21 protein-coding genes, 1 tRNA gene and 2 pseudogenes are annotated in these 22,285 nt (G+C 68.6%); 18 read left to right on the forward strand and 6 right to left on the reverse strand.

The genetic code is table 11. The features are described 5' to 3' along the window. Positions 1-121 precede the first annotated feature (121 nt). The 3 genes from IE273_RS07510 to IE273_RS07520 all read left to right on the forward strand — a co-directional run bounded on the left by IE273_RS07510 (position 122) and on the right by IE273_RS07520 (position 2,379). The gene (locus tag IE273_RS07510; protein WP_189814352.1) at positions 122-1,801 is read left to right on the forward strand and encodes an IclR family transcriptional regulator domain-containing protein; all 1,680 of its coding nucleotides are present in this window, start codon (positions 122-124) and stop codon (positions 1,799-1,801) included. 44 nt (positions 1,802-1,845) lie between these two features. Continuing rightward, positions 1,846-1,918: transfer RNA gene (locus IE273_RS07515), tRNA-Arg, on the forward strand. A gap of 113 nt (positions 1,919-2,031) precedes the next feature. Next, the gene (locus IE273_RS07520) at positions 2,032-2,379 is read left to right on the forward strand and encodes a hypothetical protein (RefSeq protein ID WP_189814353.1); all 348 of its coding nucleotides are present in this window, start codon (positions 2,032-2,034) and stop codon (positions 2,377-2,379) included. Between the two features lie 88 nt (positions 2,380-2,467). On the opposite strand, the gene IE273_RS07525 is transcribed toward IE273_RS07520, so the two are convergent. Both IE273_RS07525 and IE273_RS07530 read right to left on the reverse strand, forming a co-directional pair. Beyond that, positions 2,468-3,706, reverse strand: coding sequence for a tyrosine-type recombinase/integrase (locus IE273_RS07525; protein ID WP_189814354.1), 1,239 nt, complete (start codon positions 3,704-3,706; stop codon positions 2,468-2,470). Then, positions 3,707-3,988 (reverse strand): helix-turn-helix domain-containing protein, encoded by a 282-nt coding sequence (locus IE273_RS07530; RefSeq protein WP_028808341.1) that lies wholly within the window; start codon positions 3,986-3,988, stop codon positions 3,707-3,709. A 466-nt stretch (positions 3,989-4,454) separates the two neighbouring features. On the opposite strand from IE273_RS07530, the gene IE273_RS07535 reads away from it, so the two are divergent. From IE273_RS07535 to IE273_RS07555, 5 genes and pseudogenes are all read left to right on the forward strand, one after another. Then, the gene (locus tag IE273_RS07535; RefSeq protein ID WP_189814355.1) at positions 4,455-4,694 is read left to right on the forward strand and encodes a helix-turn-helix transcriptional regulator; all 240 of its coding nucleotides are present in this window, start codon (positions 4,455-4,457) and stop codon (positions 4,692-4,694) included. Between the two features lie 130 nt (positions 4,695-4,824). Further along, positions 4,825-6,078: pseudogene (locus IE273_RS07540) on the forward strand (DUF3631 domain-containing protein). A gap of 220 nt (positions 6,079-6,298) precedes the next feature. After that, a complete protein-coding gene (locus tag IE273_RS07545; protein WP_189814356.1) occupies positions 6,299-7,153 on the forward strand; it encodes a DUF2637 domain-containing protein in 855 nt (284 codons plus the stop codon). A gap of 122 nt (positions 7,154-7,275) precedes the next feature. Further along, entirely contained in the window at positions 7,276-7,926 is a 651-nt protein-coding gene (locus IE273_RS07550) for a MobC family plasmid mobilization relaxosome protein (protein ID WP_189814357.1), read from the forward strand. Beyond that, a complete protein-coding gene (locus IE273_RS07555) occupies positions 7,923-9,632 on the forward strand; it encodes a relaxase/mobilization nuclease domain-containing protein (protein ID WP_189814358.1) in 1,710 nt (569 codons plus the stop codon). The genes IE273_RS07550 and IE273_RS07555 overlap by 4 nt, the downstream gene beginning before the upstream one ends. 75 nt (positions 9,633-9,707) lie before the next feature. On the opposite strand, the gene IE273_RS07560 is transcribed toward IE273_RS07555, so the two are convergent. Further along, complete coding sequence (locus tag IE273_RS07560) at positions 9,708-10,262, reverse strand: flavoprotein (protein ID WP_189814359.1); 555 nt, start codon at positions 10,260-10,262, stop codon at positions 9,708-9,710. Continuing rightward, positions 10,259-11,530 carry a helix-turn-helix domain-containing protein gene (locus tag IE273_RS07565; protein ID WP_189814360.1) on the reverse strand — a complete coding sequence of 424 codons (1,272 nt, stop codon included), beginning with the start codon at positions 11,528-11,530 and terminating at the stop codon, positions 10,259-10,261. Before IE273_RS07565 ends, IE273_RS07560 begins: the two co-directional genes overlap by 4 nt. Before the next feature lie 175 nt (positions 11,531-11,705). Here IE273_RS07565 and IE273_RS07570 point away from each other — a divergent pair, with 175 nt between their 5' ends. The 9 genes from IE273_RS07570 (at position 11,706) to IE273_RS07610 (ending at position 19,274) form a co-directional block, all read left to right on the forward strand. Then, positions 11,706-12,143, forward strand: a complete 438-nt coding sequence (locus IE273_RS07570; protein ID WP_189814361.1) for an ATP-binding protein — start codon at positions 11,706-11,708, stop codon at positions 12,141-12,143. 2 nt (positions 12,144-12,145) lie between these two features. Continuing rightward, on the forward strand, positions 12,146-13,465 hold the full coding sequence (locus IE273_RS07575; protein ID WP_189814362.1) for a carboxyvinyltransferase: 1,320 nt from the start codon (positions 12,146-12,148) through the stop codon (positions 13,463-13,465). After that, positions 13,462-14,697 (forward strand): bifunctional UDP-sugar hydrolase/5'-nucleotidase, encoded by a 1,236-nt coding sequence (locus tag IE273_RS07580; protein ID WP_189814363.1) that lies wholly within the window; start codon positions 13,462-13,464, stop codon positions 14,695-14,697. Before IE273_RS07575 ends, IE273_RS07580 begins: the two co-directional genes overlap by 4 nt. Continuing rightward, the gene (gene dcd / locus IE273_RS07585) at positions 14,697-15,236 is read left to right on the forward strand and encodes a dCTP deaminase (RefSeq protein ID WP_189814364.1); all 540 of its coding nucleotides are present in this window, start codon (positions 14,697-14,699) and stop codon (positions 15,234-15,236) included. Before IE273_RS07580 ends, dcd begins: the two co-directional genes overlap by 1 nt. Further along, entirely contained in the window at positions 15,233-15,769 is a 537-nt protein-coding gene (locus IE273_RS07590; RefSeq protein ID WP_189814365.1) for a dCTP deaminase, read from the forward strand. The genes dcd and IE273_RS07590 overlap by 4 nt, the downstream gene beginning before the upstream one ends. Positions 15,770-15,792: 23 nt before the next feature. Further along, entirely contained in the window at positions 15,793-16,881 is a 1,089-nt protein-coding gene (locus IE273_RS07595) for a glycosyltransferase family 4 protein (RefSeq protein ID WP_189814627.1), read from the forward strand. Positions 16,882-16,975: 94 nt separating this feature from the next. Continuing rightward, complete coding sequence (locus IE273_RS07600) at positions 16,976-18,019, forward strand: serine hydrolase domain-containing protein (RefSeq protein ID WP_189814366.1); 1,044 nt, start codon at positions 16,976-16,978, stop codon at positions 18,017-18,019. 224 nt (positions 18,020-18,243) lie between these two features. Next, on the forward strand, positions 18,244-18,858 hold the full coding sequence (locus tag IE273_RS07605; RefSeq protein WP_189814367.1) for a DUF433 domain-containing protein: 615 nt from the start codon (positions 18,244-18,246) through the stop codon (positions 18,856-18,858). After that, complete coding sequence (locus IE273_RS07610; protein ID WP_189814368.1) at positions 18,855-19,274, forward strand: PIN-like domain-containing protein; 420 nt, start codon at positions 18,855-18,857, stop codon at positions 19,272-19,274. Before IE273_RS07605 ends, IE273_RS07610 begins: the two co-directional genes overlap by 4 nt. A gap of 234 nt (positions 19,275-19,508) precedes the next feature. On the opposite strand, the pseudogene IE273_RS43365 reads toward IE273_RS07610, so the two are convergent. After that, positions 19,509-19,666, reverse strand: a pseudogene (locus IE273_RS43365) (IS5/IS1182 family transposase); the annotation flags it as partial. Positions 19,667-19,707: 41 nt separating this feature from the next. After that, positions 19,708-21,051 carry a WD40 repeat domain-containing protein gene (locus IE273_RS07615; protein WP_189814369.1) on the reverse strand — a complete coding sequence of 448 codons (1,344 nt, stop codon included), beginning with the start codon at positions 21,049-21,051 and terminating at the stop codon, positions 19,708-19,710. A 205-nt stretch (positions 21,052-21,256) separates the two neighbouring features. Here IE273_RS07615 and IE273_RS07620 point away from each other — a divergent pair, with 205 nt between their 5' ends. Continuing rightward, positions 21,257-21,418 (forward strand): hypothetical protein, encoded by a 162-nt coding sequence (locus IE273_RS07620; protein WP_229887117.1) that lies wholly within the window; start codon positions 21,257-21,259, stop codon positions 21,416-21,418. The last annotated feature ends 867 nt before the right edge of the window (positions 21,419-22,285 follow it).

Consider the following 22,285-nt stretch of genomic DNA (forward strand, 5'->3'; position numbering starts at 1 on the left):
CTTGCCCAGGTCTGCCACGCGGCGTGCTCGGGGCCGGCGCGCGGCCTGCTCAGGTCCGGCCGACAGGGGTTTACCGTAGGCGTGCCCCGATGCCCCGATGGGATGCCGTACCGGAGAGACGATGCCCGCCATGACCGCAGTGGATGCCGATGCCCGTGCCGGGGCCGGGACGCCGGGGGAGGCGGTCGGGCCGTTGGTGCGCGGAGTCGCGGTGCTACGGCGGCTCACCGAAGCGGGCGGCACGCTCAGCCCGAGCGCGCTGGAGCGGGCCACCGGCCTCGCCCGCTCCACGGTGGACCGGATCACCGGAACCCTCGGCCGCATGGGCTACGTCCGCCTCGACGGCCGGGACGTCGTCCTCACCCCCCGCGTGATGGAGCTGGGCAACGCCTACCTGGCCGCCCTGCGCCTGCCCGCGCTGCTCGACGCGCGCGCCGACGCCCTCGCCGACGAGCTGGACGAGTCGGTGTCGCTCGCGGTCGCCGACCGCGACGGCATCCGCTTCATCCACCAGGCCACCCGCCGCCGCGCGCTGTCCGTCAGCTTCCGCATCGGCGACCTGCTGCCTGCCGAACGCACCGCGCCGGGCGCGCTGTTCGCGACCGAGTGGACGGAACCGGACTGGACCCGCTGGCGGGAACGCCGGGCCGAGGACGTACAGGACGCGTCCTTCCCAGCGGTACCGCCCAGAGCACGACCCACCGACGACCACTCCTCCACGGCCTCGTCTCCCGGCTCACCTCACGACTCCTCCACGGACCCCTTCACGGACTCCTTCACGGAACGGGTGGAGCGGGCGCGCCGGGACGGCTGGGCCGTGGACGACCAGCTGATCGAGCCGGGCCTGGTCGCGGTGTCCGTACCGGTACGGGATCCCGGCACCGGCCGCGTGGCCTGCGTGGCGAGCGTGGTCAGCCACACCAGCCGGCACTCCGCGGCGGACCTGCGCACCAGCCTGCTGCCCCGGCTGCGTACGGCGGTGAAGGCGATGGAGACGGACCTGCGCACCGCACCCGCACCCGAGCCAGGCCCGGCACCGGCCGGCCTGGCGACCTGGACCACGGCGTCCAAGCACGAACTCGGCCGGGACTTCGTGGAGTCGCTGGCCCGGGGTCTGACGGTGCTGACGGCGTTCGGCGAGGTCCGCTCGGCGCTGCCCCTGACGGAGGTGGCCCGCGCGACCGGCCTGTCCCGGGCCACCGCACGCCGGGCGCTGCTCACCCACGAGCACCTGGGCCTGGTGGCGGCACGCCCCGACCGCACCTTCACCCTCACCCCGCGCGTCCTGGACCTCGGCTTCCCGCCCCTGTCCCGGACGACACTCGCCCGCCTGGCCGAACCGCACCTGCGGGCCCTGGCGGACGCGGTACGGGAACCGACGGCACTGGCGGTGCTGACGAGCGACGGCAAGGAGATCCAGTACACGGCCGGGGCGGGCACGAGCCGGGTCCTGACCGTACGGATCACCGTGGGCACACGGCTGCCGGCCACGGCGACCTCCCTGGGCCGCGTCCTCCTGGCGGACACCGCCGCTCCCCCGTCCCCCACGCTCGCCGAGGTCCGCTCCCAGGGCTACGCCCTGGTCGACGAGGAACTGGAATCGGGCCTGCGGTCCATCGCCGTACCGGTACGGGACCGCACGGGCCGGACGGTGGCCGCCCTGAACGTCTCCACCCACGCGGCACGCCGCACCCTGCGGGACTGCGTCCACGATCTCCTCCCCGCCCTCCACGCGACGGCGGACCACATCCAGCGGGACCTGCACACCACATCCCGCTTCACCCACGTCCCCCCGTCCTGATCCGGTACCCTGTGGACCGAGCGCCCACCAGGACGCCCACCCACGCCTTCGTAGCTCAGGGGATAGAGCACCGCTCTCCTAAAGCGGGTGTCGCAGGTTCGAATCCTGCCGGGGGCACAGAGAAACACCAGGTCAGGGGCCCTTCCGTCCAGCGGACGGGAAGGCCCCTGCGCTTGCAGCACACATATGGCACACATGCCGTGCGCGCGGATGGTGGGGAGCTGTGCAGGATGCCCGACAAGGACGAGCTGGCCCGGCGCCGGTACGAGAAGCTGGTTGAGCGGATTGAGTCGCTGATGCAGGGCGCTTTGAAGCCGGAGTACCAGGGCTACTACGGGCAGCTGGTCTTCGGCGCGGACGATCTCGCGGAGATGGGCGAGCTGAAAGACGTCCGACGTGCTGCCAGGGAGGCGGGACGACGTCTCGGTTGGAAGGCGACCACTCACCTCGTCGGCGGAAGGCTCTTCGTCCTCGACGAGCGCGAGGTACCCGAGGAGATCGAGCGGCTGGCTGGGAATGCGGCCGCTGCTGCGATTGACCGGGCCTGGGAGGAAGGCCGCCGGCCGCGACTGACCTGACCCGAGAAAGACGCGAGGGGCACCCCACCGCATCAGCACGGCTGGGTGGCCCTTCGCTTACGGCGCTCCGGCACAGGTTAGGCACACATCACGCGGCATCGACCTCCAGGGTGGCCACGGTCTCGGCGGCCTTGCGGGCCTTCCGCTCAGCCTTCTCCAGCTTGGCCTTCGCCTTGGCCAGTTGCTTGGCGCGACGCTTGTGCATTTTCTTCGACACCTCGTCGAGACGGTCAGGGAAGAGGTGCCCGTACGTGTCGAGCGTCAGCGTCGCGGACTTGTGGCCGAGCATCGTCTGCACGACGTTGACGTCCGCGCCGCTGGCGATGGCGAGCGAGGCCGCCGTGTGCCGCAGCTTGTGCGGGGTGACCTTGAGGTGGCCCAGCCCGGCCTTCACGACCGCCGGTGCGAAGAACCGCTGACGGAAGTTCCGCGCCCTCAGCGGTCCGCCCTGCGGGGCAGTGAAGAGCAACTCCTCATCTCCCCGCCCCTGAACGTGCGGCTTCAACTCCTCTGCCAGGAACCGCGGGATCGGTACTGACCTGCGCTCATGGTTCTTGGGGGTGTCGAGGTAGAGCTTCCCATTGTCCTCGGCGTACGCCTCGACGATGTGGGCCCGGCAGGAGGCTAGGTCCACGCGGCCCACCGTCAGCGCAGACGCCTCACCCCAGCGCAGACCGGTATAGGCCAGCAGGAGGATGAACACCCGGTAGGCGCCCGACGCGTTGGCCAGTGCGTCGACCTGCATGTCGTCGAGGTACACGTGGTCGGCCGGCGCCGCCTTCGGCAGAGGCACGCCGACAGCCGGGTTGACCGCAAGACGACGGGCCTTCACCGCGTAGCCGAGAACGCGGCTGAGGACAACGTACGCCTTGCGGACCGACCTGGGGCTGAGCTTCCTCCCGCCGGTCGCCTCGCCGGACAGCAGGTCCGCGAGCCACTCGGCGATGTCCTCGAAGTTGATGCGATCCAGCGGGGTGGTGCCCCATCTGGGGATCACATGGACGTCGAGAACTCCGCGATAGCGGCCCCGGGTCGAACGCTTGAGATGGATCTGCGCGGCCAGCCAGGACTCCGCCACCTCTGCGAATTTCACGCGTGCGGCTGCGGGATCGCGGTAGGAGCCGTCGTTGAGACGGGACTCCATCCTCGTCCGCTCCGCCTCGGCGTCGACCTTTCGGGCGAAGGTCTTCATCTTCGGCTTGCCGTCGGGGTCGTACCAGCGGACCCGGTAGCGTCCGGGTGGCGTACGACCCGCCCGCTTGGCATCAGCTGCGGCACGTGCGTATGCCGCGTGCCCTATGCGGTCCTCGATCCAGACCCGCGCCAACTAGCACCCCTCCCGGTCGCCGCTGGTCACCGACGGGAGCGGCAGGAGCAGGGTCGCGGCGGGGATGCCCAGCGCGGTGGCGATGACGACGAGGTCGTCGATGTCGCAGCGACGGCGCGCGCGTTCGGTGCGGCTGAGGGCGGTGTTGGTCATCGGTCGGCCCAGCGCGGTGCAGCGAGCGGCGAGCTGCTGCTGGGTCAGGCCGCGCACGAGGCGTAGGTGCTCGATGGCGCGGGCGGTGTGGAGGCCGGCGGGGCCTATTTCGACAGGTCGGGTTGCCATAACAGTTAGCTGTAACTTGCGGCCGGGCGCTATGGCAAGAGTTGGTTCTTAAACTCTACAGAAGTCACCCCACGACTGAGTGGCGTTCCTCTCATCGAATTCCGGCACATCACGGGCCGTCCCTTCTGGAATGTCGTGCTACCTTCCCATCGCGCTCTGAGTATGGGCGATTCGAGCAGGTATCAGCCGAACAGTGCACCGGGTGCATCGGATGACACCCACGCACTCCGCAACACCACCGACCTGCATAGGTATCGGATTCCGACACCTCTACCGATAGCTTCGCCGTAAAAAAATTCGGGTTCCGTGGAAGCGATTTTGGCAACCGCTCATCCACCCTTACTGTTTTCGCCTCCCCAGCCACGCTGAGAGAAGTAGTACAGAGTTTCAGAACCAACTCTGGACTTCTCTCCGTGAGGTGTGGCTGTGTAGTCCAGGCCGTTGTCCAAGACCGAAAAGGAGCCGCATGCCGACCTCTTCTCCCCGTAGCACCAATGCCCCTGCAACCGCTGCAGCTGCCCGTGGCCCGCTCACCACCCCTGCGGAGGTCGCGGCCTTTCTCGGGGTGCCGGTGAAGACCCTCTACCAGTGGAAGTACCGGGGCATCGGCCCCAACGTGCACAAGGTCGGTCGCCACCTGCGCTACCGCTGGCCCGAGGTGGACGCCTGGGTGAACGCCCAGTCCGCGTACGACCTCACGGCCTGAAGCCGCCGGGACAGCGAAACGGCTCTCGGCGAGCCACCGCCGAGAGCCACAGAGTCCCTGCCCCATCGCCTTGAACGATCGAATCGGTGGGCCGGGCCTTGCCCGTCCGGCCCACCGGGAAGGAACGCCTGTGGACGAATCTACGTCTCCCACCACCCCCGCCGCATCCTCGCTACCCGCCTGGCCGCCCGTCGCCGTCCCCGGCCAGGACCCCGCCTTGGGTGCCTCCGCCGCCGAGGACGACGAGCCAGGGCAGGCCGGCGAAGGCGCGCAGCTGCTGGACGAACTGCGGGAAGCCATCGCGCGGTACGTGGTCCTTCCCAGCAGTGCGGCGCTGACCGCCGTCACACTGTGGGTGGCGGCCACGCACATCCAGCCTGCGCTGCAACACGCACCGCGTCTGGCGGTGGTCGGGCCGGCGAAGCGGTGCGGCAAGTCCCGCCTGCTGGATGTGATCACGGAGACCGTGCGGGAGCCGTTGATCACTGTGAACACGAGCCCGGCGGTCGTCTTCCGCGCCATCGGTGACGACCCGCCCACCCTGCTGGTTGACGAGGCCGACACCATCTTCGGCAGCATCAAGGCCGCCGAGAAGAACGAGGAGCTACGCGGCCTGCTCAACGCCGGCCACCAGCGCAACCGGCCCGCCCTGCGCATCTCCGGCCCCGAGCACAAGCCGCAGGCGTTCCCCACCTTTGCCATGGCCGCGCTCGCCGGCATCGGGGACCTGCCGGACACGGTCATGGACCGGGCCGTGGTGGTCCGCATGCAGCGGCGCAAGCCGGGTGAGCGAGTGGAGCAGTTCCGTTCACGCCGCGACATCCCCGCCCTGCACGCCCTGCGTGACCGGCTGACCGCCTGGCTGCGCCCGCTGATGGACACCGCAGCCGACCTGGTGCCGCCGATGCCGGTGCAGGACCGGGCTGCGGACACCTGGGAGCCGCTGGTGGTCGTCGCTGAACTGGCAGGCAGCGCCTGACCGGAGAGAGCACGGTCAGCGTGCGCAGCGATGTGCGCGGCCGAGGTCGGCCAGGACGACGAGTCCAACGTGAAGACGCGCCTGCTGAAGGACATCCGCCGCGTCTTCGGGTGCTACGGCGATCCCGACATGGTGCGCACGCGGGACCTGCTGGAGGAACTGCTCAAGGACCAGGAGGCTCCTTGGGTGGAGTACCGCAACACCGGTCTGACTGCGCGCTACTTGGGGATCCTGCTGAAGGACTTCGGCATCCAGGCAGCCGTCCTCCGCTTCGAGGGGGGACGGCAAGCTCGGGGATTCACCCGCACGCAGTTCACCGACGCCTGGGCCCGCTACTGCCCTGAGGAGCAGCCACCCGACGGCAGCGGTGAGACCACCCCTCACGAGTCGGCTGTACTCCCGTAAACACCCGTCGCACACGTCGCATCGCAGGTCAGCCCCGTGACGGGTCCGGTGCCTGTGACGGGTTCTCCCGTATCACGCCAGGCTCCCGTACCTGCCCTGACCAGGCATGCGACGGGTGTGACGAGTCTGCCCCCTCCCCACCGGCAGCCCTGCCCTGTGGCTATGGCAGCCGTCTCTCCCTGGAGTACCACGCTTGCCTTCACGCACCACCCAAACTCCCGTGGCGGCGCTGACTGCCGCGATCCGCCTCGGGGTCGCCCTGGTCGGCGCGATCGGCTTCGCCCTGTCCTATGACGCCCTGCGGCAGATGGCCGTCGCCATCCACGTCCGCGGAGCCCTCACATACGCCTTCCCGCTGGTGATCGACGGGTTCATCGCCATCGGCGTCGCCGCCCTGCTCATCCTGCGCACCGCACCCTGGCGCTCACGCCTGTACGTCCGGGCACTCGTCGGGCTCGCCACGGTGACGAGCATCTGGGCCAACGCCCTGCACGCCATCCGCCTCAACCAGCAGGCACGCGCCGCCGGACTGCACCTGGACGACATCACCGTCGGCGCCCTGTCCGCCATCGCCCCTCTCGCGCTCGCCGGCGCGGTCCACCTCGACCTCGTCATCCGCCGCCATCCCACACCCCGCGCGCATGAGGCTGCCGCCACAACGAGCCAAACGGTCGGCCACAGCCACAACGGCAGACACAGTGCCGAGCCGCCTGCCCGTTCGGCCGATGAGACCTCCCTGCCGAAGAAGGTGCGGTGCTCGCCCGATGTGGCCGAGCGCGCGGACGTAGCGGAGGCAGCAGTCAAGGTGCCGCAGGCCCCGAAGCCGCTCACCAAAGAAGGCGGCCACGAACACGACGCCACCTTCGACGAGCTACTCGCTATCGCCCGCACCGCCCCACTGGGACGCGGGGGCCGCGCCTCACGCCGCAACATCGAGGCGGCCATCCGCGGCGCTGGGTACCGCATCGGCAAGGACCGCCTGACCCAGATCAAGGATCACCTGCAGGCCGAACTCGACCAGGCCGCCCGCCGGCGGCAGCCCGAGCCCGACAAGGAACCCGTCGGCGCCCACTGAGTCCGCAGGCACGTCCGTCACCCTCGCGCTCGACTCCTCCCGCTCGTCCCCGCACAGCCCGCCGCGGGACGAGCGGCCTTGGAGCCATGACCTCTTTCCCACAACGCACGGAGAACCGCCCGATGCACGACCCGCACCACGAAGTGCCAAGCCTGCCACAGCAGATGACCACTACCGCCACCAGCGCAGCAAGGTATGGCGTTGGACCGTCCAAGGGCCGGTCACACGCGGACACCTCCGCCCCGGGGGTGGCGGAGGACCTCGGGCTCCGGGGGGTGCCCGAGGAGGAAACGCCCGCCGACGCGGCCGAGCAGTCCCCCGCCGCGCTCGCCGACGAAGTCACCCTGCGTCGTATCGCTCGCCGGCGTACCCGCGAGAGCGTCCAGCGCAAAGAGCGTGTCGACGTCCGCTACAGCGTCGACGAGAAGACCCGGATCCTCGCCCGCGCCCGCAAGATGGGCATCGCCGGCGCCCACCTCGTCGGCGCCGTCATCATGGCCTATCTCGACGGCGATCTCACCGTGGGCCTGGCTGGGCAGCGCACTCCGCTCGACGACTGCCTCGACAAGCTCGACGCCCTGCGGGCCCAGGTCGCCCGCATCGGCAACAACGTCAACCAGATCGCCCACCGCCTCAACGCCGGAGGCAATCCGCACCCTGCGGACACCTCTATCCTCGCCCAGACCGAGCACACCCTGGGCGCCGTCCGCACCGCAATCGGCGACATAGCGCAGACCATGAACCATGCCGTCTCCGCGAAGGCTGCCCGGTGATCGCCAAGATCGGCAGCGGCAAGAGCACCGCCGGCCTGATCCGATATCTGTTCGACACGAAGAAGGCCAAGGACCACACCGACCCGCACCTGGTCGCCTCCTGGGATGGCTTCGCTCCCGATCCCGGCCGCGCCGACGACTTCGACGCCACGAAGATGCGGCTCGTGGCCGACGTCGACCTGCGGGTCAAGCAAGCCCGCCGACTGGGCCGGGCGCCCGAGCGGCACGTGTGGCACTGCTCGGTACGTGCGGCGCCCGGCGACCGGCACCTCACCGACGCGGAGTGGGCCGATATCGCCCACCGAATTGTGGCGGCCACCGGCATCGCGCCACAAGGCGATCCCGATGGGTGCCGGTGGGTCGCCGTACGCCACGCCGACGACCACATCCACATCGCCGCCACCAAGGTCCGAGGCGACCTGCGCATCGCCCGCCACTGGAACGACTACCTGACCGCGGACAAGGAACTTGCGGCCATCGAGAAGGAATACGGCCTGAAGCGGGTGGTGCGCGGCGACCGCACCGCCGCCCAGCGCCCCACCCGCGCTGAGACGGAGAAGGCCCGCCGCACCGGCAAGACCAAGACCCCCCGCGAACGCCTGCGCACCACCGTCCGCCAACTGGTCTCCATCGCCACCAGCCCCGAAGACTTCCTCCACCTGCTCGACGGCGTCGAGGGCATCCTCGTCGACGTCCAGCACTTCCCCTCCGGCGACGTGCGCGGCTACAAGGTCGCCGTGGAAGGCGACACCAACACCGTCGGCGAGCCGATCTGGTTCTCCGGCGCCAAACTCGCCCCCGACCTGTCCTTCCCCAAGATCGCGGAACGCCTCACCGCCACCAGCGCCACGCCCGCCACCGAGCCGGGCTGCCGACGCAGGCCCAACCCCTGGCACCAGGCCGCCGCCGCAACCGAGCGCATCCGCCACCACCTCGACCACGGCGACGACGCAGCCGCCCAGGCCCACATCGCGGCCTTCGGCGAGGCCATGGACGTCCTGCCGCTGCTCGCCCCCAGCCACCTGCGGCCACACCTGCAGCAGGCCGCCATCGTCTTCGAACGCGCCACCCGCTCCCGCATCCGCGCCCAGCAGGACCAAGCCCGCGCCCTGCGGAGCGCAGTCCGCGCCCTGCGCACCGCACCGGTCACCGGCGACGGCTCCGGGCTGGCCATGTTCCTCGACATCGCCGTCCTCGTCGTCACCGCCACAGCCCGCTGGCACCAGGCCCGCCGGCACGACCAGCAGGTCGCCGCCGCCCACCAGGCCCTGGTCCATCTCCAGGCCGCCTACCAACAGGCTGCTGCCGAGCCGCTGGCCGCCCTGGCCCAGCGCCAGCCACCCGCCCGCACCATGAAATGCCACGCCCAGCGCATCATCGCGATCCTGCCCGACCACGCCCAGCAGGTCCTCGACGACCCCGCCTGGCCCGCACTGGCCGCCGCCCTGACCGAAGCCGAGACCACCGGCCACGACCCCGAACAGCTTCTCCAGCACGCCGCACGGCAGCGCACCCTGGACGACGCCCGCTCCACCTCCAGGACCCTCACCTGGCGCATCCAACGCCTCGCTGCCCGGCAGTCCCCCAGCGATCGAGCACGAGCCACCCAAGCCCGAACGTGGGTGACACCACGACCGGCGCATTCCGGCCAGACACGACCGAGCCCGTCACAGCCTGGGCCTGCGGCCCCCACGCGACACCGGTAATCCCGGCACTGACGGCCTCGCGTCTTGAGGCCGTCAGCCGTGGGGATACACCCTCTTACCAAGTCACGGACGGAGTCACCCCGCGGTGCTGACCAGAGGCTCCAGCAAGTCCAGTGCTTCCTCCCAGCGGAAGCGCTCCGCAGCGCCGCCGGCCCTCGGCCGGTGCGGTTCGCAGGAACCGATCAGGACACCCATCCCCCGTAGCCGGTCCAGGCTCTGCCGGTAGGCGGGGTGGGCGGCCTGGGCGGAGTTCAGGTAGGGCAGTGCCACGGTCGGGATGCCCATGCCGTACGCCTCGCACAGGATGCCCAGGGCGAGGGTGTCGGAGATCCCGGCGGCCCACTTGTTGATCGTGTTGAAGGTGGCGGGAGCCACGGCGATCGCGTCCGCCGGGGGCAGTGGGCGCGGGTCTCCCGGTGAACGCCAGGCGGAGCGGATCGGGTAGCCGGTCTGTGCCTCGATCGCCGTAGCGTCGATGAAGCCAAATCCCTGCGGTGTGGCGATGACGCCCACATCCCAGTTCGCCTCCTGGGCGGCCGTGATCAGCTTGCCGACGTCACGGGCCACGCCTGCCGCGCACACGACGACGTACAGGAAGGGCTTCTTGTCCGGGGCAGTCGGTTCGGTCACGCGGGGACTCCCAGTTGGCGGCTGAAGTGGTGCAGTTCCGGCAGGGTACGTCGGCGGTCGCGGGCGGCCATATCGGCGACCAGGTTGCGGACGTCGGGGCGGCGGATGTCCTGGGCGGCGCAGGTCTCGGCGATCCTCAGGGCTTGGTAGCCGTCGGCCAGGCGGCCCTGCTGGCTGTAGGCGCGGGCCGCTTCGACCCATAGTGCGGCCCGGCGTTCGGGGACCGGGATGTGCCGGCGCATGAGGGGCCTGGCCGCCTGAAGGGCGAGGCCGGCGTCGCCGAAGGCCACCAGGGCGCTCAACTCGTGCAGGGCGACGTTGGTCGGGCTGAAGGTGGCCCAGGCGTCGGGCCGGTCGAGAGTGACGTAACGCGAGACTTCTTTCGCCTCGGTGAGGAATTCCTTCGTGGCCGCGCGATCACCACGACTGCTGGCCGCGGTCACACCGCGCAGGAGCAGCAGTCCGACGGCGGCGAGGTACTTCGGTGAACGCCGGTCATAGGAGCCGGTGAGCTGGTCCGCGGTGTGCCGGACCAGGGTGACGGCCTCTGTGGCGTGCTTCTCGCGGACCAGGACGTGGGCCTGGACACGGACGCTGGAGGCGAGAACGACCGGGTCGCCTGAGCGTTCGGCTTCTGCCATCGCCCGACCGACGGCGAGCCATGCGTTGCCCTGGTCGTGCTGCTTGAGCAGCAGGCTCGTCGCCGTCTGGTACGCCGTGGCCAGGAGCCGGGACACGGTATCCCTGTCCGTCGCATCACCGGCCGCCAGTCGCAGGTCGGCGATCAGGCTCGGGAGGGTGCGCTCCAGCTCTGTGTAGTGGCAGGTGTGGAAAAGCCTGAGTGCTGATCCGACGCGTTCATACAGGACGGCCGTGTCCTGGGGTCCACCGGTGCCCGCAGGGCCGGGACCGGGCAGGAGGGTCTGGACGAGCGCGGTGTGCGAGGCCGAAGAGCCGGCCGGGGCCGCGAGCGCTGCGATGCTCGCGGCGAGGAAGGTGCGGCGGTGCATGTCGTCAGCTTCTTGATCGGCGGCGGAGACGTCCTGAGATGGGGCGAGGCCCAACTCATGAGGCGGGATGTTCAGTTCCTGCGCGATGGCGCGTAATACGCGGATGTCCTCCGTGCCGCGACCGCTCTCCAGACGGCTCACCTTGGACTGGTGATACCCGAGCGCTGCGGCCACGTCGTGCTGTGAACGCCGCTGTAACACCCGCGCCCGACGGATCCGGTCTCCGATCCGTCTCGCTTCCCCATGCGCGTCGGCCATCTGCCACGGCTCCTTCCGCCGTCGCTGATCCTGCCTGCTCAATCGAGCATAGATCAGCCGTAGTTGGCCGTGATGCAGCCCCTGCATAAGTCATGCAGCGCCCGCGTCAGGGCTCACCATTCACGGCGACGGACTGGTTGCTTGGTGTGGCCCCACCTACATCGGGAGGCCGCTCATGGAAGCGCACCAGCTCGCTCTTTCCCTACCCGCGACGCCCGCCGCAGCAAGCCAGGCCCGGCACCAGGCCGTGGACGCGATAGCGGGCTGGGGCTCGGGACTGGGCGCCGAGGTGGTGCACACAGCCGAACTGCTGGTCAGCGAGCTCGTCACCAACGCGGTCCAGTACGCCGCCACCGGATCCGTCTCGCTCGCGGTCTGTCTCGACGAGGCCGTCCTGCGGATCGAGGTCTGCGACACGAGCCCGGCACTGCCCCAGCCGGCTCTGCCCGACGCGGACAGCGAGGGCGGCCGGGGCCTGTTCCTCGTCGCCGCTCTCGCCGACCGGTACCACAGCGAACCGACCGAGACCGGCAAGCGCTGCTGGGCCGAAATCGACCTGACCAGCAAACCCAGCCAGGAAGTCGCCTGTTTCCTTCCCTTCCAGAGGAGTTGATGATGACGACCACCCACGCCCCCAGCGTGGCCGCCGAGGTGATCGCCGTACGCCCTGGGCCGCCGCTCGCCGGCACCGTGAGCGTCGACGGCTCCAAGAACGCCGCTCTCCCGCTCCTGGCCGCCGCGGCGGCCCTCGGTCGCCCGCTCAGGCTGAGCAACGTCCCGGACAGCACCGACGTCCAGATCATGCTCACTCTTCTGCAACAGGCAGGCTGGCATGCCGCGCAGTCCGCCGGCGAACCGACCACTTACGTGGTCCTGCCAACGGAGGCATCTCGGGGGCTGCCCGATCTTGCGCAGGCAGCCTACATCCGAGCCTCGTACTACCTCGTCCCCGCCCTGCTCGCGCGTTACGGCCAGGCACGGCTGCCCTGGCCGGGCGGCTGCCGGATCGGTGCGCGCGGGATGGAGCTGCACTTCAAGGTGTACGAGGCATTCGGCGACCGCAGCCGGCAGAACAGCTCCGGTTACGGCATCGAGGCACTCACCTCTCACACCGGCACCGTCTCCATCACACTGCCGTTCCGCTCTCGCGGTGCGACCGTGGCCGCGACACTGCGCGCCCTCACAACCGGCCGCCCCTTACGGCTGGGCCAGCCCAACCTCTCGCCCGAAGTCCTGAGCGTGCTCGACGCCCTGAGTTCGGTGGGCTGGGAGACGCGCGCCGGCGAGCATGTGCTCGCTCTCTCACCGCCCTCCTCGCCGCCAGCTGCCCCCATTGCCTGGACGGTGCCCGGAGACAAGATCGAGGCAGCCACACTGGCCTGCGCGATCGCCGCGACGCGCGGTACTGCCCGTATCAATGGCGTGCAGGGCAAGGACGTAGGCCCGTTCATGGCTGCCCTTCATCAGCTCGGCATCCCCGTGGACGCGGAGCCGGACGGCCTTACCGTCCGCGCCCAGGAGGCAGTCCCCACTGGTCGTCCCCTGCGGGTCATCGCCTCCCTGAGCCCGGCCGGCTTGGACGCCGACTTCGAACCACCGCTCATGGCACTCGCCCTCGGACTGCCCGGTACGCATCTGTTCGCCGACGCCATCAATCCCGGCCGCCACGGCAACCTGCTGCCGCAGCTGACCCGCCTGGGCGCCCGGATCGAGGAGATCTCCCCCACCGAATGCCGCCTGACCGGGCCCCAGCAGCTGACGGGCGCGGGCGTTGAAGCCACCGACATCCGCACCGGGTCCGCCCTCATGGTCGTCGGCCTCACGGCCCGGGGCGTCACCACCATCGGCGGCCTCGACCAGCTGCGCCGCGGCCACGCCGACTTGTCCGGCAAGCTGCGCGCCCTGGGTGCCGACATGTGCGAGGTCACCCCATGACCACCGACGGCCGGAACTTGCGCCAGATCGTTGCCACGACGGACGTCCACTCCGCCTTCGGCAACGCCGCACCGTTTCTAACCCACCTCCACGCGCTGCGCCCGACCTCGCTCATCGTGGACTGCGGCGACTTCTTCGAAGGCAGCGGGTATTACCGCCTCGCTCGCGGCACGATCGAGCGGGAGATCCTGCTCGGGCTGTACGACGTACTGGCCCCTGGCAACCACGGCTGGCCCCACCACTTCGAACCCGACCTTCACCGGCGCACTGTCTGCGCCAACGCCGTCGATGCCAACACCGGCGACGCTCTGTTCCGCCGCCTGTACATCGCCGACATCGATGGACGGCGCGTCGGCGTAACCGCTGTGATCGGTCGGCAAGCCTTCCACTCGATCCCGGCCGCCGAGCGAACCGGCCACTGCGTCACCGATCCCCTCCAGGCCCTGCGCAAGGTGATTCTGGCCCACCACCACGAGGTGGACAGCTGGGTCCTGCTCAGCCACTCCGGCTTCGAAGAGGACCGGGAACTCGCGGCGGCCTGTCCCTTCCTCAACGTGGTCTTCGCCGGGCACTGCCACAGCGATCAGTACGGGCCGGTTCGAGTCGACGGCACCCTGGTCGTCAAGGGCCAGGAACTCGCCGGCGGCTATGCGATCGCCATGCCTGTGGGTACGGGATGGGGTGCGGGCACCACATCCTTCCCCGATCGGGCCCCGAGCGTCATTCCGACGGAGCTTACGGATCTGCGCTCCCGCATCGAAGACGTCAAGCAGCAGCTGGCCGACGTCCTCGGCCCGATCAGTCCGGCCTACCGCCACCAGGCCCTCGATCGGCGCAGCCTGCTCCTGGACCTCACCGCCCGCCTGCGTACGGGGCTCGGCGCAGACGCGGTCATCCTCAACGAGACGGCGCTACGCGCCGTACTCCTCGGCGGCAACCTCACTCAGGGCGACCTGCTCTCCATCGAGCCGTTCGGTAACCAGCTAGTGCACGCCCACGTGCCGGATCCAGCACAAAGCGACCTCCCCGGCTGGCTATCACATCTGACCACCCAGACCGGCCCGCTCGTCACCGCTCCCGATCCATTGCCGGACGCCGTCACCACCGTGCTGACCACCGACTACCTCGCCAACACCTACCTCGGCGAGCGCACGCACGAGGCCGGCCTGCGTCTGGACCAGGCCGTCCAACACGTCCTCACCGCTCCCGACACCGCGGAAGGAGGCAGGTGATGATCCTCACCGGCCCGGAGATCACCGCTGCCGCTCACGACGGCCGCCTCCGCATCACCCCGTTCGCCGCCGACCAGGTCAACCCCAACAGCTACAACGTGCGTCTGGGCCCCACCCTGATCACCTACACAGGCCCCGTCTTGGACGCCCACCGGCCCAACCTCACCCGCGAAACCACCATCGGCCCGAACGGGCACGTCCTCCAGCCGGGCGAGCTCTACCTCGGCCACACCCTCGAAGAGGTCGGCTCCGACACCTTCGTGCCACTGTTGTTCGGCCGCTCCTCCGTCGGCCGCCTCGGCCTGTTCGTCGAGATCACCGCCCCCATCGGCGACATCGGCTTCCACGGCCAGTGGACGCTCATGCTCACCCCGATCCGACCGCTGCGCGTGTACTCGGGCATGAAGATCGGGCAAATCATGTTCTTCGTCTCCACCGGTGCCGTGGACCTCTACCGCGGCAAGTACCAGGCCGCCACAGGACCGCAGCCCTCCGCCTACTGGCGAGACCTCACCCGGCTCCAGGTGGTGGCATCGTGATCCTCACCGGTCCCGCCATCGCCGCCGCCGTCCAGGCCGGCGAGATCACCATCGAGCCGTACGAGCCCAGCCGCGTCTCCCCCAACGCTTACGACTGGCGGCTGGGCGCCACCATCCGCGTCTGCGACGGCGACCTCGATGCTGCAACCCCCACCGCCTGCACCGAGCAGTCCATCCCCGACGCCGGCTTCGTGCTGCGCCCTGGCCTGCTCTACCTCGGCATCACCCTGGAGCGCACCGGTTCGGAGACGTACGCGCAACTGCTGAACGGCGACCGCACCACCGGCTCCCTGGGCATCTGGGTCCACGTGTCGGCTCCGCTCGGACACCAGGGCCATGCGATCCGGTGGACGCTGGAGATCCGCGCCGCCCGACCAGTGCGCGTGTATCCCGGCATGACCTTCGGCAAGCTCGTCTTCCTCACCACCTTCGGCGTCCCGGCCAGCTACCAGCAGCAGCCTGCCAAGTACGCCTCCACGGAAGGCATCGACATCTCACGCCTCTACGAGGAGATCGACGGAGGAGCGCGGTGAAAGCTCGCTCGGCCGCCTGCCCGATGGCCGCCACCTTCCTGGATCTCCCCGTTGGAAGCCCCGGCGGCAGCGTCGAGCTCTTCCTCGACCTCTACACCGGCGAGGAACCCCTCATCCCGGCCCGCGCCTTCATGCTCGCACCACCTGGTCACGCTCCCCGCCCACCCGCCGGACTCAACGTGCTCCCCGTAGCAGGCAAATGCCTGGAAGGAACGGCCTTCAGCCGCTACGTCACCGCTCTGCGCAGAGCGCTCACAGCCGCAGTCGATCCCACACAGATCGACGTCCTCCACTTGCAGCACCTCGCGTTCGGCGCTACACCAGCCCTCATCCGCGCTCTGCCCGCACACCCACGGATCGCCCTCGTCCACGGCACGGACCTGCTCTTTGCCGAGACCCACCGAGACCAGCTCCAGGTGCTGCGCGAGACAGCCAGGGTCGCCGACGCCATCGTGGTCCCCACCAAGGCGATGGCCGACCGCCTCTTCAAACTCGCCCCGCAGATCGAACGCCGAAAGATCACCCACATCCCCTGGGGCATCCCCGACCACCTGCTCACGAACCCGCCGGCTCGACCTGTGCGCACATCCACCAGCCACCTTCGCCTTCTGTACGCAGGTCGCCTGACCGTCGAAAAGGGCGTCGAGGCCCTGATCAAGAGTCTGGCTCCCGTGCCCGGCGTCGAGCTGAGCGTTGCGGCGCCCAGAGCCCAGTTCCACGCACTGGCCCCGCTGCTGCAACGGGCAGGCGTACGAGTCCGCTACCTCGGATGGCTGCGCCGCCCTCAGCTGTGGAACGCCTTCACCGAACACGACGTGCTGGTCGTGCCGTCCACAACCCTGGAGGCCATGGGACTGGTCGCGCTGGAAGCCCAGGCATGCGGACTACCTGTCCTGTACCAGCCCGTCCCTGGTCTCAGCGAAACGCTCGCCGCTTCCGGCATGGCCACCGACTTCACCCACTCTGCCGCATTCGCGCGCGACCTCGACCGGCTGAGAAGGACACCCGGGCTGCTGACAGCCCTGCGACAGGCAGGCTATGCAAACGCGGCACGCTATCCCCTCTCGGCGACCGCACGATTGCTGACCGACCTCGGCCGGCAGCTCACTTGAACCGACCGCCAGACGACCCGACACGTCACTACCCGAACCGCTCCGCGAACGTCACTACGCTGGCCGACGGGACACCCCGGCGAAGAGGGAGACCATGACGTACGACCGCGACCGCATCGAAGCCCTGCTCGACGAGGGAGTCCGCGACAAGGTGTATCCGGGTGCCGTGTGGGCCCTCGGCGACGCCACCGGCACCCTCGCCCAGGGCACCACCGGCGTCCTCGACCCCGACGAGCCAGACGTGCCGATGCGCACCGACACCGCCTTCGACGCCGCCAGCCTCACCAAGATCCTGGCCGTCTGGTCCTCCATCGGAGCCCTGTGGGAGGAGGGAAGCCTCGACCTCGACCAGCCGCTCGGCACGTTCTGGCCCGAGGTCGCCGGCCACCCACTCGGCACCGTCACCACCCAACAGTTGCTGACGCACACCGCCGGTGTCCCGCTGCGAGCCCAACTCAAAAATCTCTACGGCACCGACCCCGAGGAAATCCGTCGAGGCGTCCTCCACGAACAACTCCATCGGGCACCCGGAGAGGCCGTCGAGTACACCGACCGGGCCGCCCTCATCCTGGGCTACCTCGCCGAACACCTCTCCGGACAGCCCCTGGACCAACTGGCCACCACCCGCACCTGGATCCCACTGGGCATGACCTCCACCCGCTTCGGCCCCCTGCCCGCCGACCTCGCCGCCCGCTGCGCGCCCACCGAACTCGACCAGGACACCGACACCCACCTCAAGGGAGTCGCCCACGACTTCTCGGCCCGGCTCCTCGGCGGCGTCTGCGGTATCGCCGGCGTCTTCACCGTCCTCGACGACCTCGCCACCTTCCTCCAGTACATGCTCGCCCCCGCAGCGTCGCGGTTTCGGGCTGGTTTCGGCATCGAGTGGATCACTAGGTCCCTGACCATCGAGACCGGGCAGCTCCAGCCCGCTCGCGGCCTGTTCTGGCACCCCGCTCCCGGCACCACCGCCGAGGAGGACGTCTGGGTGCACTACGGCTTCACCGGAACGGGCATGTGGATCTCCCCCACCGAGGGCCGCTGGGCGGTGCTCCTGACCAACAAGCTCTACTACACCCGCGACCGCGCACCGCTGACCGATATCCGCAACCAATTCCGCACACTCGCCTTCAGGTAGGGAAACTGGACGGGCAGGCCGGGTTCTCACCCAGACACCCATCCGAGAGGACCCTCCGGCTGTAGGAGCAGCCGGCCTGGTCGTACCCGCTGACGTACGCCTCGCAAGCAACTACCATTCCGGCATTCGGGCTGCACGTGGGGGGCAGAGTGAGTCTGTGGGATGCTCGCGTCACTGAAGGGCGGTTCAATCGTCGTCGCGAAGCTCGCGGGAGGAGGTGAATCATGAGCTTCCCCGTGGACCTCACAGCGGCGCTCAGCGGCGCCTCGGTCGCACAGTTGCACAGCTGGCGACGTACCCATTTGCTGGAACCGGAGGTGCAGGACAACCCGGTCCGCTACTCATTCCGCGACGTAGTGGCACTCCGCACGTTCGTGTATCTACGCAGCAAACTGCCCCTGCAGCGCATCCGAAAGGCTATGGATCAGCTGCGCAGGTGGGACCTGACCGAGCATCCGGCTTCCTACAAGCTCGTGACGGAAGGAGACTCAGTCTTCCTCGTTGAGGAGGAACGAGCCATCGACCTTGTCCGTCGGCCCGGTCAAGAGGTGATCTATAGCTTGGCCAACGTCTTCGCGCCCTTCGAAAACATGCAAGGACGTTCCGTCGCAGACTTCCGCCGCCCTCGGCCACACCTGGAGGTCAAAGAGAACCGGCTCGGAGGATGGCCGACCATCCAAGGGACACGCGTGCCATACGACGCTGTCGCCAAGTTGGTCGCCGGAGGCGTCGCGCCAGCCGAAGTGCATCGCTTCTACCCGACCGTCGAAGTGTCCGGAGCGGCGGACGCAGCAGACTTCCACCAGGAGGTCATGCAGATCGGCGGTCGCGCTGCATGAAATTCTTCCTTGACGAGAACGAGACGCCCGCCATCCTGCCACCTCTGAGCACCGTCTTCTTCCATCATGAGTTCCGCACAGCCCACGACGAGGGGCTGTCCGGGGTGATGGACACAGAACTCATCCACGCAGTCAGCGACCGCGGCTTCGACGCGATCATGACGCAGGACCGCAACCAACTGTCGAACCGGAACGAGCGCGACGCACTCATAGAGACCGGCCTCCACTGGATCGGCCATCGCCAACCAGACGCGCACGGCCTGCTGTACATCGTGAACTCCACGGCCGCCTACCTCGCAGCCATGCCGCACATCCTGGACGCGATAAGCAACGTCACGGGCGCCCACGCCTTCCACGTGCGCAACCTGCCCCTACTGAAGGGCCAGCGCGTCATTGTGAGCCGCCTCAAAACCTGATCCTTCAAACGCCCTGTTGGCGGAGCAAATCCGCCCGCCTCGCAGCCCGTCCTGCGGCAGAGCGTCCGGTTCACCACCCACCAAGGTGGAGGACACGGCTGGAGCCGACCTTGGTCGAGCCGCGCCTGCCGAGGTCGTGACTGTGCCGCTCAGGGCGGGGTGTAGCGACACCTGGCCGAGGGCCGCATCTGCGCAGCAGCCCGGGGCGGACGCCCGTCCCCTGTATCGCGGGGGCATCTTCCAGGTCTTCATGCGGGCGAAGGCGTGATCCACGCGGGCGCGGACCTTGCGGTGGGAGGCGTTGTGCTCCTCTTTCCAGGCCAGGGGTCGGCCTGGCCGCGTTCGCGGCGGTGTGCCAAGCCGGTGCCGCAGTAGCCACCGTCGGTGACGACAATCCGAGTGGGAGATGCCCTTGGCGGCTTTGAGGCTCCAACTACCACCCGCCAGCACATTGGACAGGCGTGATCCAAACACGGACGCTGTTGTCGTCACCGACCGCTGCAAGGAGACCACCGTCCGGAGAAAACGCAACGTCGTACGCCTCTCCGAAGGAGGCATCGAGAGAGCCGGGAAGCGGCCGGCCATCAGCCGGGTTCCACAGACGCACTGTGCCGTCCATGGCTGCGCCGGCCAAAAGTCGACCGTCCGGCGAGAAGGCCAATGCGCTCACAGCTTTTGTCGCGGCAGACGAACACTCACGCAAGGAGTTCCCCACTCGCGAGGCAAGTGGATCCCACAACCGCACCGATCCATCGCTCCCCGCTGAGGCGAACAGCTTACCGTCAGGCGCGAACGCAATGTCACAGCATTTCCCAACGGCTATGCGCCCGGTCACCTCCCATGCGGTGGGTGACCACAGCTGTGTTACACCATCGTATCCAGCAACGGCCAACAGGGCATTATCGGGTGAAAACGCAAGCCCGTCAACCCGGGTCTGCCCTACATTCAGAACCTTGATCATCTCGCGGGTAGCGGTGTCCCACAGGTACACACGCCCTACGTATCCCGCTGCCGCCAATAGGCTTCCGTCGGAGGAAAACGCCAGACTGTCGAGAACTCCCTCACTATCAGGCAAGCTTCCCCCCACAGGGATGCGGAAGGTCACGTCCCACAGCCACACTGTTCCATCGTCGGCCGACGAAGCAAGCAGCCGCCCGTCGGACGAGAAGGTCAGGTCACGGACGATGTCTCGGTGCCCGGCTAGGGGATTAGTGATGGAATTCCCCATGGGATCCTGCAGGTATACGACCCCGTCGCAGCCGCCCAGGGCCAGGTACTGCTTATCGGGCGAGAAGGCCAATGCGTCGTACTCATCGGCAGGGCCCTCGATAGGCGTCAGAGCCACGGGGTATCCGCCCTCTAAGTCGTCCGCAAGCGCCCGTAACGCCAGCGGACTTACGGCCCGCACTGGGGCGAGCTCCGCGATACCCGCACCTGAGCGGCTGCGCTGCAACCGCATATGGTCCAGCTCTCGCCACCGTGCACGCCACACCTCCATCTCGGGAGCACCGCGTGCTACGAGGAAGTGCTTGCCGTCCTCGTCGTACGAGAGCAACGTGCGCACCACAGACATAAAGGTGTCGAGCCGCTGGAGCCGCTTGCCGTTGAATGCCTCGCTGAGGGCCGAGACTGACAGCGGGGTTGTACCCGGCATAGCAGCAGCGCGGGCCACGATCACGCTGAGCGTAGGGCTTCCACGGCCCGCTCGCAGTTGGCGTAGCTCTTCAGCTAACCGGTCAAGCCCAGCCGTAAATTCGGTCTTGTTCGGCGTGCTCATCCGTCCACCCCCAGCTGCGTCTGGCGCCAAGGTTAGGTGGCTTCAGCCCGTGCCGCGCCGAAATCCGCCGAAACTTTGGCGGCATCACAACTTCGTTCGTGCGCTGCAGGTCTACGGGACGGTCACTGATGCCATGGGACGCATGACGCCCTCTCAGGAACAGCAAGTTTCGCCCTCGCCCCTGCACTCAGGACCCGGCCCCTTCATGTCCGTACGCAGCGCGCTCATCCTCCTGACAGCTGTAGTCATCGGCGTAGTCACCGGCGGCCTCACCCTCCTGTGCGGCACGCAGCTCGCTGGTGCCGTTCTGGCCGGTCTGACCAGTGTCGGGGCCTCCGTACCCGTCCTGCATGCCCTCATCCAGTAGGAGACAAGGAGCGGCCGGCTTCCAAGACGTGGGCTTCATGCGTGCGCGAAGCGTCAGCGGACTGTGCAGCACGAAGGGTTATACGAAGGATCGACCTACACAGCTGCGCGCTGCTGACAAGCGGAAACAGCATCGCGTAGCAGTGTCGAGCATTACCCGCCAAGATGAGGGTGTCGTGGGATGGAATGAAGGCGGCGCACGCGTCCACCTACTGACCAGGGGCTTCTCCCCCAGAACAGCGTCCTGTTCTGCCGTCAGGCCAACCCTGCGAACGGCCTCGCTCCCGAACGGTCCCGAAGATCTCAGTTCCTCATGAGCGTGGGCAGCTCCATGACGAGACTGTCAGGGCGGACGTCCGGTTTGCGCTATAACCGGCCATCGTTCGTTGTGAGCTGCCCTCTCAGTTCGCATGCAATGGCACTTCACAGACGAGTAGGTGTCGGTATCTCTCGAGCAGCCCCTCCTCGTCACTTCCAGCCTGGGCAGACAGCCTGGGCAGAAGCACCTGGCGGAGCGCTGCGGGGGTACCGCCGCCAAACCATTCGGCACCTCCGCATCCAGTCTTTTGGCATGGGCACGACGCAAAGGCAGTGAAACGGATCCGGTCATGTTGCCCGGAGCTCGTTGTTGGGTCCCTGGTCGACCCTCATCCTGGAATGTTCGTCAGCGGCCGAGAGGAGAACGGTGAAGGACCCGCGACGCCACGCGAGTGACCCCGACGTCATCGGGCAAACAGCAGGGTTGGTCAACTTCCTGCGCGACATGGTCCACAGCAGCCATCAGCGACATCGTGACGACCGCGGCCGTGAGCGCCTCTGGCTGGCCAAGCTGCCGGATCCCGTCCGCAGACCGGCACCGCGCCCTGAC

It is taken from the genome of Streptomyces olivaceoviridis, from assembly GCF_014650115.1.
Taxonomy (GTDB): domain Bacteria; phylum Actinomycetota; class Actinomycetes; order Streptomycetales; family Streptomycetaceae; genus Streptomyces; species Streptomyces olivaceoviridis.

Bases quoted from the DNA above. Each gene is read 5' to 3' on its own strand.
- IE273_RS07580 (WP_189814363.1), top strand. From the start codon at position 13,462: ATGACCACCGACGGCCGGAACTTGCGCCAGATCGTTGCCACGACGGAC.
- IE273_RS07510 (WP_189814352.1), top strand. From the start codon at position 122: ATGCCCGCCATGACCGCAGTGGATGCCGATGCCCGTGCCGGGGCCGGG.
- IE273_RS07615 (WP_189814369.1), bottom strand. From the start codon at position 21,051: ATGAGCACGCCGAACAAGACCGAATTTACGGCTGGGCTTGACCGGTTA.
- IE273_RS07600 (WP_189814366.1), top strand. From the start codon at position 16,976: ATGACGTACGACCGCGACCGCATCGAAGCCCTGCTCGACGAGGGAGTC.
- IE273_RS07575 (WP_189814362.1), top strand. From the start codon at position 12,146: ATGACGACCACCCACGCCCCCAGCGTGGCCGCCGAGGTGATCGCCGTA.
- IE273_RS07605 (WP_189814367.1), top strand. From the start codon at position 18,244: ATGAGCTTCCCCGTGGACCTCACAGCGGCGCTCAGCGGCGCCTCGGTC.
- IE273_RS07535 (WP_189814355.1), top strand. From the start codon at position 4,455: ATGCCGACCTCTTCTCCCCGTAGCACCAATGCCCCTGCAACCGCTGCA.
- IE273_RS07595 (WP_189814627.1), top strand. From the start codon at position 15,793: ATGGCCGCCACCTTCCTGGATCTCCCCGTTGGAAGCCCCGGCGGCAGC.
- IE273_RS07610 (WP_189814368.1), top strand. From the start codon at position 18,855: ATGAAATTCTTCCTTGACGAGAACGAGACGCCCGCCATCCTGCCACCT.
- dcd (WP_189814364.1), top strand. From the start codon at position 14,697: ATGATCCTCACCGGCCCGGAGATCACCGCTGCCGCTCACGACGGCCGC.
- IE273_RS07620 (WP_229887117.1), top strand. From the start codon at position 21,257: ATGTCCGTACGCAGCGCGCTCATCCTCCTGACAGCTGTAGTCATCGGC.
- IE273_RS07550 (WP_189814357.1), top strand. From the start codon at position 7,276: ATGCACGACCCGCACCACGAAGTGCCAAGCCTGCCACAGCAGATGACC.
- IE273_RS07565 (WP_189814360.1), bottom strand. From the start codon at position 11,530: ATGGCCGACGCGCATGGGGAAGCGAGACGGATCGGAGACCGGATCCGT.
- IE273_RS07530 (WP_028808341.1), bottom strand. From the start codon at position 3,988: ATGGCAACCCGACCTGTCGAAATAGGCCCCGCCGGCCTCCACACCGCC.
- IE273_RS07520 (WP_189814353.1), top strand. From the start codon at position 2,032: ATGCCCGACAAGGACGAGCTGGCCCGGCGCCGGTACGAGAAGCTGGTT.
- IE273_RS07570 (WP_189814361.1), top strand. From the start codon at position 11,706: ATGGAAGCGCACCAGCTCGCTCTTTCCCTACCCGCGACGCCCGCCGCA.